This window comes from Myxococcus sp. CA039A (genome assembly GCF_013336645.1).
GTDB lineage: Bacteria > Myxococcota > Myxococcia > Myxococcales > Myxococcaceae > Myxococcus > Myxococcus llanfairpwllgwyngyllgogerychwyrndrobwllllantysiliogogogochensis.
The window spans coordinates 1-12,055 of record NZ_JABUMQ010000334.1 but is presented as its reverse complement, the minus strand read 5'-3'; the positions used below and the strand labels follow the sequence as shown (position 1 = coordinate 12,055).

The 12,055-nt window shown below is 70.7% G+C and carries 7 protein-coding genes; 3 read left to right on the top strand and 4 right to left on the bottom strand.

What is annotated here, in order from left to right; translation table 11 throughout:
- Positions 1-233 precede the first annotated feature (233 nt).
- A complete protein-coding gene (locus HR086_RS38440) occupies positions 234-3,893 on the top strand; it encodes a DUF3857 domain-containing protein (RefSeq protein ID WP_174459660.1) in 3,660 nt (1,219 codons plus the stop codon).
- A 53-nt stretch (positions 3,894-3,946) separates the two neighbouring features.
- On the opposite strand, the gene HR086_RS38435 is transcribed toward HR086_RS38440, so the two are convergent.
- From HR086_RS38435 to HR086_RS38425, 3 genes are all read right to left on the bottom strand, one after another.
- A complete protein-coding gene (locus HR086_RS38435) occupies positions 3,947-5,155 on the bottom strand; it encodes a serine hydrolase (RefSeq protein ID WP_174454670.1) in 1,209 nt (402 codons plus the stop codon).
- A 159-nt stretch (positions 5,156-5,314) separates the two neighbouring features.
- On the bottom strand, positions 5,315-7,483 hold the full coding sequence (locus HR086_RS38430; RefSeq protein ID WP_174459662.1) for a bifunctional alpha,alpha-trehalose-phosphate synthase (UDP-forming)/trehalose-phosphatase: 2,169 nt from the start codon (positions 7,481-7,483) through the stop codon (positions 5,315-5,317).
- A gap of 14 nt (positions 7,484-7,497) precedes the next feature.
- A complete protein-coding gene (locus HR086_RS38425) occupies positions 7,498-8,646 on the bottom strand; it encodes a hypothetical protein (RefSeq protein ID WP_174468113.1) in 1,149 nt (382 codons plus the stop codon).
- Between the two features lie 137 nt (positions 8,647-8,783).
- On the opposite strand from HR086_RS38425, the gene HR086_RS38420 reads away from it, so the two are divergent.
- A complete protein-coding gene (locus tag HR086_RS38420; RefSeq protein WP_174459664.1) occupies positions 8,784-9,995 on the top strand; it encodes a PAS domain-containing sensor histidine kinase in 1,212 nt (403 codons plus the stop codon).
- Positions 9,992-11,344 carry a sigma-54 dependent transcriptional regulator gene (locus tag HR086_RS38415; RefSeq protein WP_174459665.1) on the top strand — a complete coding sequence of 451 codons (1,353 nt, stop codon included), beginning with the start codon at positions 9,992-9,994 and terminating at the stop codon, positions 11,342-11,344. Before HR086_RS38420 ends, HR086_RS38415 begins: the two co-directional genes overlap by 4 nt.
- A 22-nt stretch (positions 11,345-11,366) precedes the next feature.
- Here HR086_RS38415 and HR086_RS38410 read toward each other — a convergent pair whose 3' ends face one another.
- On the bottom strand, positions 11,367-11,861 hold the full coding sequence (locus tag HR086_RS38410; protein WP_371746186.1) for an SgcJ/EcaC family oxidoreductase: 495 nt from the start codon (positions 11,859-11,861) through the stop codon (positions 11,367-11,369).
- Positions 11,862-12,055: the final 194 nt, after the last annotated feature.

Genomic DNA, 12,055 nt, shown 5'->3' with positions numbered 1-12,055 from the left:
GTGTAGGCGGGGTTTTCGAGACCCCAAGCCCCTGACTTGCCCCGCGCCACTCCAAACCCACCCGCACCTACCCCGTTCCCCTCCGCACGCCGGGTGACGTTTTCGGTTGCCTGTCCGCCATCCAGGGCCGCATGCAGGGGAAGGCCCCAAAGGGCCCGCCTGTTCATCGGCGTCGGCGGCCCCGGAATGCGCGGGGCCTTCGCCCTACACGCATGTCGCACCGAGGAGAACGGATGTCCCGCTTCACATGGCTGGCCGCAGTCTTCGTGCTCACCTGCCCCCTCTGGGTGCAGGCCCGGCCCGCGGCGGACGAGACGGCCCGCTTGTACGCGGCCGAGGCGCTGAAGCAGGCCTCCTCGCCCCGGGGCGCCGCGGGCCTCCTCCGGCTGCACTCGCTGGTGGACGAGGTGGAAGACCTCACGCCGCTGGTGAGCACCTACTCCTACGTGGCCTCGCGGCGGCAGTTCGACGCGAACACGCGCGCCACCGCGCAGCTGCTCCTCTTGGACACCGAGCGCGCCCGGGGCCGGCTGACGCGCGCGGGCGAGGTGAAGCAGTGGATGGGCTTCCTCGGCGACTACTACGTCGTCGGCGGCTTCGACAACGAGGGCAAGTCCGGGTGTGACACGGACTTCGGCCCGGAGGCCGCCAACCTGGACCTGGCCGCCAACTACGCGGGCGCCAAGGGCCGTCAGGTGTCCTGGCGCAAGCTGACCGCGACCACCGCGGACGGCTACGTGGACCTGGCCACCGCCGTGCGCCCCAACCGCGAGGCCGTGGCCTACGCCGTCACCTGGTTGGAGTCCTCACAGGAGACGCGCGTGGCGCTCGGCCTGGGCACCTCCGGCGCCTTCCGCCTGTGGGTGAACGGGCAGCTGGCCGCCAAGGAGGACCGCTACAACCTGCCGCGCCCGGACCAGTCCCGCGTGTCCGTGAAGCTGCGCAAGGGCCTCAACCGCGTGCTCCTCAAGGTGTGCCAGGAGACGGGCCCGCTGGGCTTCTACCTGCGCCAGGAGTCGCCGTCCGTGCGCGCGTCGCTGCCGGCCAGGGCGCCCGCCATCGAGCGCGGCGCGGCCCCCGCTCCGCAGACGCTGCCCACGCTGACCTCCGCGCTGCGCACCCTGGTGGAGAAGAACCCCAACGACGCCACCCTGCACGGGGACTACGCGCGGGTGCTCGGCTTCTACCGGGGCTTCGATGACCGCGAGCACACCGCCACGGTGGAGGCCACGCGCGCCGCGGAGCTCGCGCCCAAGGACGCGCGCCTGCAGATGCTCGCGGCGAGCCTGCAGCGAGATGACCTGAACGAGCGCCGGCGCTTCCTGGAGGCCGCCGTGGCCGCCGACCCCACGCTGCCCGAGGCCCGCGTGGCCCTGGCGGACCATGAGATGGAGCGCGGACACCCGGAGCGCGTCATGGCGCTGGTGGCGCCCGTGCTGGAGAAGACGCCCGAGGAGGCCTCCGCCCGGCTGGCGCTGGCCCGCGCCTACGAGGCCCTGGGTGAGCGTCCGCGCGCGCACGCGCTGGTGGAGGAGGCCTTCCGCCATCAGCCCCGGCAGCCGCGCGCGGTGCGGACCGCGGCGCAGATTTCCCGGCAGCTCGGCCGCCATCGCGAGGCCATGGACCGGATGCGCGTGGTGCTGGCGCTGCGCTTCGACGACACCGGCACGCGCCGCGCGCTGGCCGCGCTGCTGGCGGACTCCGGTCAGGTGGAGGCCGCCGAGCGCGAGTACTCGCAGTTGGTCGCCCTCAACCCGTTCGACAACGGCGCCCGCGTGAGGCTCGCGGAGCTGAAGGCCAGCAACGGCGCGGTGGAGCCGGCGGTGGCCCTGTTCGCGGAGGCCCGTGCCCTGTCCCCGGATGAGCCGGAGGTCTACGAGCGCGAGGGTCGCGCGCTGCTCGCCGCCGGCCGCCGGGAGCCCGCGCTGGCCGCCTTCGAGCGCTCACTGGTGCTGCGTCCGCAGAACCCCGGCCTGAAGGAGGCCCTGCGCGCCCTCAAGGGCGAGGGCGCCGGCGCCGGCATGCAGCACGTGGTGGACGCCAAGCCCCTGGCGAAGGAGGCCGAGGCGTACGTCCACGAGGACGCCATCTACCTGGTCGACAACACCTTCGTGCACGTCCAGAAGAGCGGCCTGTCCAGCCGGCTGATGCAGATGGTGGTGAAGGTGCAGAACGCGCGCGGCGTGGACGCCTTCCGCACCATGCCCATCACCTACTCGCCGGACCGCCAGGAGGTGCGCGTGCTGCGCGCCCGGGTGACGAAGACGGACGGCTCCGTGGTGGAGAGCTACGGGGAGAACGACCGCAACATCAACGAGCCGTGGACGGGCATGTACTACGACGCCCGCGCCAAGGTGCTCTCCTTCCCGTCCCTGGCCGCCGGCGACACGCTGGAGGTGACGTACCGCCTGGACGACACCGCGCAGGAGAACCTCCTGTCGGACTACTGGGGTGACGTGGAGAGCGTGCAGGGCGTCTATCCCAAGCTGCGCTTCCAGTACCTGGTGGAGATGCCCAAGGAGCGCCCGCTCTACTGGAACAAGAGCCGGCTGCAGGGCGTGGAGAGCGCGCAGGAGTCGGTGGACGGCGGGCGCGTGCTGTACCGCTGGAACGCGAAGCACGTGGCCAAGGTGGTGCCGGAGCCGGGCATGCCGGGCTGGGCGGAAGTCGCCCAGAACCTCCACGTCTCCACCTACCAGACGTGGGACCAGGTGGGCCGCTACTGGTGGGGCCTCGTGAGGGACCAGCTCCAGCCGAACTCGGAGCTGAAGCAGACGGTGGACCAGGTGCTCACGGGCGTGGACCGGAAGAACGAGCTGGCGGTGGTGCGCGCCATCTACAACTTCGTGGTGACGAACACGCGCTATGTCGCGCTGGAGTTCGGCATCCACGGCTTCAAGCCGTACCGCGTGGACCGGGTGCTGTCGCGGCGCTTCGGTGACTGCAAGGACAAGGCAAGCCTCATCCACGCCATGCTGCGGGTGGCGGGCGTGGACAGCCGGCTGGTGCTCCTGCGCATGCGCAACCTGGGCGCGCTGGACGCGGAGCCCGCGAGCCTCGCGGCCTTCAACCACGCGATTGCGTATGTCCCCAAGTTCGACTTGTACCTGGATGGCACGGCGGAGTTCCACGGGGCGAAGGAGCTGCCCAGCGCGGACCGCGTCGCCAACGTGCTGGTGGTGGAGCCGGACGGCAAGAGCACCTTCCTCACCACGCCGGAGGCCAGGGCGGAGGACAACGCCACGGGCCTGAAGATGGACGTGGCGCTGCGCGCGGATGGCAGCGCGGAAGTGACGGGCGCCAGCACGGTGAGCGGCCAGAGCGCGCCGGAATACCGCCGGGCGTACCGTCCGGAGGCCACGCGCAAGTCCACCTTCGAGCGGGCGTGGGCGCAGAGCTTCCCCGGCCTGACGGTGAACGAGGTGTCGTTGAGCGACACCACGAAGCTGGACGACGACGTGTCCATGGACTTCCGGATGAGCATCCCCCGCTACGCGGAGGTGATGCCCAACGCGGTGCGCTTCCTGCCCTTCGGCACGGGCCGCACCTACCAGCAGGCCTTCGCCCCGCTGGCGGAGCGCCGGTTCGACCTGGTGATGCAGAGTCCGTGGGTCAACAGCTTCAACCTGCGCTACACGCTGCCCGCGGGCTGGTCCGTGACGGAGCTGCCGCAGGCGGTGGAGGAGACGAACGCGTTCGGCCGCCTCAAGCTCACCTACCGCGTGGAGGAGGGCAAGCTCGTCGCCGAGGGTGAGGTGAAGCTCTCCGTCGCGCGCGTGAAGGCGGACGAGTACCCGGCGTTCAGGGACTTCCTCGGCCGCGTGGACCGCGCCTTCGCGCGCCGGGTCATCATCCAGGGCCCCGGCGGTCGCACCGCGTCCCTCGTGCGGTAGTCATCCGCCGCGGCCTCCGCTCGCTTCACGCGCGCGGAGGCCGTGCGCTTCGTTCAGGGACGGGGGGAACGGGCGGCGAAGGTGGTGGCGACGATGCGGTCGGCGATGGCCGGCCGCTCCTGTCCCATGTGCAGCGTGTTGACGGAGTAGACCAGGCGCCGGCGCAAGTCCCGCGTGGCCCCCATGCCGTTGTTGTAGCCGTGCCGGTCTCCGCTCTTGCCCCACAGCGTCAGGCCGTTCACCTCGAAGCGTGTCAGGCCCGCGCTGTAGCTCGCGCGCCCTCCGCCCAGGGTGGGCACGTCCGGCACGGTGAAGAGTTCCTGGAGCTGCGCGGGTGGCAGCAGCCGGCCCCGGAAGAGCGCGGAGAGGAACGTGTCCAGGTCGGCCGTGGTGGAGATCATCTCCCCGGCGGCCCAGGGGATGGACTGGTTCGCCTCGGTGATGTCGACCAGGTGCACCGTGCCGTCGGCCTTCGTGACGGCCTCGTAGCCCCTGGCATGAGGGCCGGGAATCGTCGGGTCATTGCCGGGCACGGACGTGTCCCGCAGGTCGAGCGGCGTGAGGATGCGCTCGCGCACCGCATGGGCGTAGGGCCTGCCGGTGACCTTCTCGATGAGCAGCCCCGCGACGAGGTAGCCGATGTTGCCGTACTCCTGCTGGGTGCCCGGCACGAAGCGGGGCCCGGGCGGCAGCGCCAGCGCGACGAGCTCGCGGGGCGACCAGCGGCGGAACCGGTTGTCGAAGAACCACTCCGGGTCCTTCGACGGCAGCGGGACGTTGGGCAGGCCGTGCGTGTGATTCAAGAGCTGACGCACCGTGATGAGGCCGAAGTTGGGGGGCAGCAGCCCGGGCAGGTAGTGCTGCACCGGGCGGTCCAGGTCCACGCGGCGCTCGGCGGCGAGCTGCAACACCACGGTGGCGGTGAACGTCTTGGTGATGCTGCCGATGCGGAAGCGCGCATCCGTGGGCACGGGCGTGCCCGCGTGGACATCCGCGACACCGGACGCGCCGAGCCAGCGTCCCGCGGTGCCATTGATGCGGACCTGCGCCGCTGTCGTCCTCGCGTCCGGCAAGCCGGCGATGGCTTGTCGCAGCGCATCCCGGTCCAGGGGGGCCAGGAGCGACTGCTCCCAGTCCAGGCCCTGTTCACTGGTCTCCACTTCGTTGGCGACGGCATCGTCACCCGGGCCACATCCCGCCCCGGAGAAGCTCACCACCAGCACCGCTGCACCCACCCGCAGACCACGGCGCGGGACATCCATGTTCCATCTCCCCGTGAAAATCCGGCCCGGAAGCAGAACACCAGCGGAGAGGGAGCCTGTCACCCGACTCCTCGGCATTTCGTGGAATGTCCTACGACTCGTCAACGAAACCGTCGAGCCCCGGCCTCGACGTCGCCCCCGGGTGCGGAGGCCGCGCGCTCAGGTCTCGACGAGCGCGGCCAACAACTTGCGCACTTCCTCCGGGCCGCTGACGCGATACGTGGCGCGCGAGGGTTTGTTGCCCGCGTGAATCGTGAGCCCGCCCTCGGGCATGGCCGCGAACATGTCCTCGTCCGTGCGGTCATCGCCCACGGCCACCACCAGCGTGCCCGCCTCCAACTGGCGAGTCACCGCGTCCACGACCCGGCCCTTGTTCACGCCATGAGGCCGCACCTCCACCACCTTGTCGCCGGGGAGGATGTCCACGGGCCGCCGGGCGAAGGTCTCCGCCAGCTTCAATCGCAGCTCACGGGATTGGAGCGCGCCGAACTCCGGGTCCACCTGGCGGTAGTGCCACGCCAGCGACGCGGACTTCTCCTCCACGAACGAGCCGGGGACGCGCGCGGCGAACTCGTCGAGCATGGGGCGCGCGGCGTCCTTCCACTCCGCCGTCACCCCGTCGAGCATCCGCCACGCATCCCCCGGCCTCGAGCGGGACCACAGGCCGTGCTCCGCGTGCAGCCCCATGGGCAGCGTCCCGAACCACGACTCCAGCGTCTCCTTGGGCCGGCCGCTGACCACGCTCACCGTGGTGTTCGGCCTCGCCACCAGCTTCGCCAGCAACGCCCGCAGGGCATCATCCGGCGCGGCCAGCTCCGGCCGTGGCGCGAAGCCCACCAGCGTCCCGTCATAGTCGAGCATCAGCGACAGGCGCTCCGCCGACTTCATCACCTCCAGCGCCTCATCGCCGCCCTTGACGTCACGCACGGAGACCGAGGGCAGCCCCTGGAGCCGGCCCAGGAAGTGGGACACCCACCAGTGCACGTCGTGGGCCTTCACCTGCGCGCGCAAGGCGCGCATGCGCTCGCGGCGCTCGTGCTCGCCCATCTCCAGCGCCTGCTCGATGGCGTCCGCCGTCGCCTCCACGTCGTACGGGTTGACGGTGAGCGCCTTGTTCAGCTCGTCGGCGGCGCCGGCGAGTTCGCTGAGCACCAACACGCCGTCCTCGTCCGGCCGGGAGGCACAGAACTCCTTGGCCACCAGGTTCATGCCATCCCTCACGGGCGTCACCAGCATGACGTCCGCGGCGCGGTACAGCCCGGCGAGCTGCTTCTCGTTGAAGGAGCGGTAGAGGTAATGCACCGGCACGTTCTGCACGCTGCCGTACTGGCCATTGATGCGGCCCACCAGCTCGTTCACCTGCTCGCGGTACGTGGCATACGCCTCCACCTGGGTGCGGCTGGGCACGGCCACCTGGATGAACCGCAGGCGTCCGCGCCACGCGGGCTCGCGCTCCAGCAGGCGCTGCACCGCCAGCAGCCTGCGGGGGATGCCCTTGGTGTAGTCGAGCCGGTCGATGCCCAGCAGGATGCGCTGTCCCTCCGCGGTGCGCCGCAGCGAGGCCACTTCCTCCAGCACGCTCACCTCCTTCGCGAGCGAGTCGAAGGAGTCGGAGTCGATTCCCATGGGGAAGGCGCCCACCCGCACCTGCCGCCCCTGCCACATGATGCTGTCGACATCCGTGTCCAGGCTGAGCTGCCGCAACAGCGAGCCGGAGAAGTGCCGCACGTAGCTCACCGTGTGGAAGCCGATGAGGTCCGCGCCGAGCAGGCCCTTCAGCAGCGCCTCCCTGCGGGGCAGCGTCCGGAAGATTTCCGACGAGGGGAACGGGATGTGGTGGAAGTACCCGATGCGGGCTTCGGGGAGCCGCTCGCGCAACATCCCCGGCACCAGCATGAGCTGGTAGTCATGCACCCAGATGGTGTCGCCCGGCTGGTACTGCTTCGCGGTGAGGTCCGCGAAACGTTCGTTGACCTTGCGGTACACCTCCCAGTCACGGTCCTGACGGGGGATGCGGTCCAGCATGTAGTGGCACAGCGGCCAGAGGACCCGGTTGGAGTAGCCCTCGTAGTAGCGGCTCACCTCGCTCGCGGTGAGGTGGATGGGCACGTAGCGCTGCTCGGCGAACTGTTCCTCCACGCGCGTCCGTTGGCTTTCCGACAGCCGGGACATGTCCCCGGGCCAGCCAATCCACTGGCCGCCGGAGCGCTCATGGGGTCGGCGCAATCCCGTGGCCAGTCCGCCGGCACTGCGCACCACGGCGACGCTGTCCTTCTCCACCTTGACGGTGACAGGGAGACGATTGGAGACGAGCAGGAGTCGAGGCATAGAGCCTCTGACCCTTATTCACTCCCTCCGCGAATGACCATCGTCGAATCGCGCGAGGTGGCGATTGGTGGACCCTCTTGCACGGAGCGCGGCGCCCAACCGAGCCGGGCCAACAATGCGGGCTGGCGGCCCGGTTTCCAGATGAACGCATCCAGTACGTAGTGCGTGGCCTGCGGCAACGCGAGCAGCGGCACCACCAGCGCCAGCAGGTCCGGCGAGAGCCCCACGTCCGCGCCTCCGAAGAGGCCGGGGCGGTCATGCCAGATGAAGCGGTCCCACAACAGTTCCTCGGTGAACGCCAGCGCCACGAGGAACAGGAGGAAGCCGGGCAGCCCCGCACGCAGCACGGTGCCCGCGGCGCCATATCCGCCCTCCTCTCCACGCCCGCGCGAGTAGCGGAACAGCAGCGCGAAGTACGGCACGCCGTGCAGCACCACGTTCATCACCGTGAAGGTGAAGTCATCGCGCGCGAGGACGATGCCGCCGAACCACGTCACCCACGTGGCGCCGACGAGGAGCACCTTGCCGACCTGGAGTCCCTCGCCGCGCGACACGCGCAGTCCCTGGAAGGCGACCCACGCCACGAGCACCACCGCGTGCAGCGCCAGCGCGAGCGTGCCCATCCATGCGGGAAGGCCCGGGAGGAAGTCGCCCTCCACGAACCACCAGAACGCGCGCGGCAGGTTCGCATGCCACCACACGACGGGGCCCACGGTGGCCGCGTAGATGGCGGCGGCGTCCAGGCGGCGCTCGACGTCGGAGGCTCGCGCCTTGCGCGTGTACAGCGCGACCCAGCCGTACTGCTGACGGACGAAGTGGAACAAGGCCACGTAGGCGAACAGCGTCCAGAACGCGCCCGGTGACACGTGGTGGGCCAGCACGCCCACCACCCAGGCAGCGAGGGGGGCGCCCAGATACAGGCCGGGCCGCTGGCGCAGTTCGTCCGGGTCCAGGTAGGTGCGGAACAGCGTGGACCAGACGTGGGCCACGTCCACGCAGACGACGAGCAGGAGCCACGCCCAGAGAGGCGTGTCACCCACGGCCCCCAGCCAGGGTGCCCCGAGCACCATGGCCACGGAGACGAGCGCACTGCCGGCGAAGACGGCGAGGTCCACGCGCGGACCGAACAACCAACTCTGAGAGGGCGCGAGGAAGCGGGGCATCCGGCCCATGAGGCTATCAGCACTCATGCCCAGGTTGGGCGACGGGCCGCTGGAGCGGTACAACCCGAGGCAAGCGCGGCACGCGTCCCGCGTAGTGCGCCTGTCGCCCTCTTGCCGTGAGCCCACCCGCGTCCGCCATGTCCTCGACTCCCCCGCCCCCTCGCTTCCGTCGCCGGCTGCTGGCGGTGATGCTGCTCGCGGGGCTCGTCCCTCTCGTGCTCCTGGGCATCGTGGCCCAGGGCGCGCTGGAACGGGTGTTGTCCGTCTCCGTGGCTCCCGTGGAAGCAGTGCTGGATGACGTGTCCCTTGACCTGGAGCGCCGGGGCCTGCCTCGCGGCTCCCTGGATGAAGCACGGCTGCATCTGGCCCAGGCGGAGCTGACACGCCGGGCCCTGGTGCGGCGCGTGCCCGCGTTCATCACCGTCCTCGTCCTCGTGTCGGGCGGCGTGCTGGCGGTGGCCGCCGTGCTGCTTGGCCGTGCGCTGACCCGCCCTGTGACGACGCTCACCGAGGGCATGTGGGCCTATGCACGAGGAGACCTCTCCGTGCGACTGCCCGCCACGGACCCGCCTCGCGACGAACTCCAGTTCCTCCTGGGCCAGTTCAACCGCATGGGCCAGGAACTGGTCGCCCAACGCGAGCGGCTCAAGTCCGCCGAGCAGATCGCCGCGTGGCAGGACGTCGCCCGCTCCCTGGCCCACGAGCTGAAGAACCCGCTCACCGCGATGAAGCTCTCGCTCGCACGGCTGTCTCGCGCGGACACAGGCTCCCCCTCTGACGCCACCCGCGTCACCGAGTCCGTCGCCCTGCTCCAGGAGGAAGTGGATCTGCTGATGCGGATGACGCAGAGCTTCTCCACCTTCGCGCGCCTGCCCGCGCCGCGCTTCCAGGACGTGCCTCTGCGCCCGCTGCTCTCGGAAATCTGCGCACTGTACGCGGAGACCTCGCCCGTGCCGGTGGAGCTGCTGCCCGGTCCAGATGTCTCGCTGCGCGCGGACCCGGACGGCCTGCGCCGGCTGTTCGGCAACCTCGTGAAGAACGCCACCGAGGCCTCCCCCGAAGGCGCGCCACCCGTCCGTGTCGCGCTGGAGCCCGCGACGGAGAGCGTCGTGCGCATCACCGTGACCGATGGTGGCAGCGGCGTGCCCACCGTGCTGGAGGGCGCGGCCCTCACACGCGGTCTCTTCAGCACGAAGCCCGAAGGCAGTGGGCTGGGGCTGCCCATCTCCCAGAAAATCACCCACGAACATGGCGGCACCCTCCGACTGGAGCCCGCGCCCGGCGGCGGTACGCTCGCGCGCGTGGAGCTGCCCCTCCTCCCTCCTTCGTCCCCCGTGCCCACGACATGAAGCCCGGCCCCCGAATCCTCGTCGTCGACGACGACCCTGGCGTCCTCAAGGCCCTGCGCGGCCTCTTGAGCGACGAGGGCTTCACCTCCGTGGAAGCCCGCTCCACCGCCGAGGCCACCCGCGTCCTCGAAGCCCCCGAGGGCCTCCCCGCGATGATGCTGCTCGACCTGCGCATGCCGGGCGAGACGGGCCTGGAGTTCCTCGCGCGGCTGCCGCGTCCGCTGCCCGTGCCCGTCGTCGTGCTGTCGGGCGAGGCTTCACCATCAGAGGCCGCGCAGGCCCTGAAGCTCGGCGCCACGGACTTCGTCGAGAAGCCGCCCTCCCCCGAGCGACTCGTCACGGCGCTGCGCAACGCCCTGGCGCTCGGCGCGCTCCAGGAGGAACGCGAGCGACTGCTGGATGCGCTCGCGCGCCCCGGTCATCTCGTGGGCGACAGCCCCGCCATGGGAGCCTTGCGGCAGCTCATCACACGCGTGGGCCCCAGCGACACGGCGGTGCTGATCACCGGCGAGACAGGCACGGGCAAGGAGCGCGTCGCGCGGGCGCTGCACCTGGCGTCGGGACGCAAGGGCCGGCTCGTCGCCGTCAACTGCGCCGCGATTCCCGCCACGCTGCTGGAGAGCGAGCTGTTCGGTCATGAGAAGGGCGCGTTCTCCGGCGCCGTGAGTCGCCGCGCGGGGCGCATCGAGCAGGCCCACGGCGGCACGCTGCTCCTCGACGAGATTGGAGACATGCCGCTGGAGCTCCAGGCCAAGCTCTTGCGCGTGCTGGAGACGCGCGAAGTGGAGCGACTGGGTGGCTCGGTGCCCGTGCCCGTGGACGCGCGCATCCTCGCGGCGACACACCAGGAGCTTGCCCGCGCGGTGAAGGAGGGCCGCTTCCGTCAGGACCTCTTCTTCCGCCTCAACGTCATGCCCCTGCACATCCCTCCCCTGCGCGAGCGCCCCGAGGACCTGCTCCCGCTGGCGCGCGCCTTCGCGGCCGAGTTCGCCGGACCGGAAGCACCGCTGGTGCTGGCTCCCGGCGCCGAGACAGCGCTGCGTGCGTACCCGTGGCCGGGCAACGTGCGCGAGCTGCGCAACGTCATCGAGCGGCTCAACCTGCTGCGCGGCGGCGGCCCGCTGACGCTCGGCCCCGAGGCAGTCTCCTCGCCCCAGGCCCCCGCGACAGCCGCGCGCCCCAGCCTCGGAGAGAAGAGCTACCGCGAGCACGTGGAGGACTTCGAGCGGGACCTCATCCGCGCCGCGCTCCTCGAAGGCGAGAGCATCGCCGGAGCCGCGAGGCTGTTGCAGGTGGACCGGGGCAACCTCTACCGACGCATCAAGGCGCTCGGGCTCCCCGTGAGCTGAGCGCCTCGACACCTTCCCCGCGCTACGGCCGGGGCTTCACGTCGGTGTTCTGCGCCGCGACGATGCGCCACGTGCCGCCCACGCGATTCATCACGTACCGCATCTGGGTCCGCAGCAGTCCCGGCTCCGTGTTCTGCACGCCGGGAGGCAGGCCCTGGTGCCCCGTCACCTCATGCGTGGTGTCCACCACGGCCACGTCGCTCGCGGGGAAGGCGACCCGACGAATGGTGACCTTGCTCTGACTGCCCTTGAAGAGCGTCTGGAAGATGGCCGCGTGGCGCTCCTGAATCTGCGGCTGGCCCTCGTACAGCGTCCCGACGATGTTGATGAAGTCCGCGTCGGGCGCGAAGTCCTGGGACCACACCACCGCGTCCTGGCGGTTCCACGCCTGGGTCTGCACGTCCACCATCTGGCGGATGGCCTGCTCGTCCCTCGCATGGTCGACATGCGCACAGCCCAGGGGCATGAGCAGCAACGCGCACGCCAGGGCCAACCGGGTGGGAACACTGCGATTCACGGTGAAGCTCCTTGCTGGAAGAGGGCCCGGCAGCCTGCCACAAGCCCGAGTGAAGCCGGGTTCCAGAGTCACCCGCACCCACACTCCCCGCGCGATTCTCAGCGAGCAGGAAACCCCGAAAGCCCTGGGTGCGATAATCCCTCCGGACCCACCCCCAGGTCGCCCCTTCAGGAAGAGCCGCCCCATGTCGAACC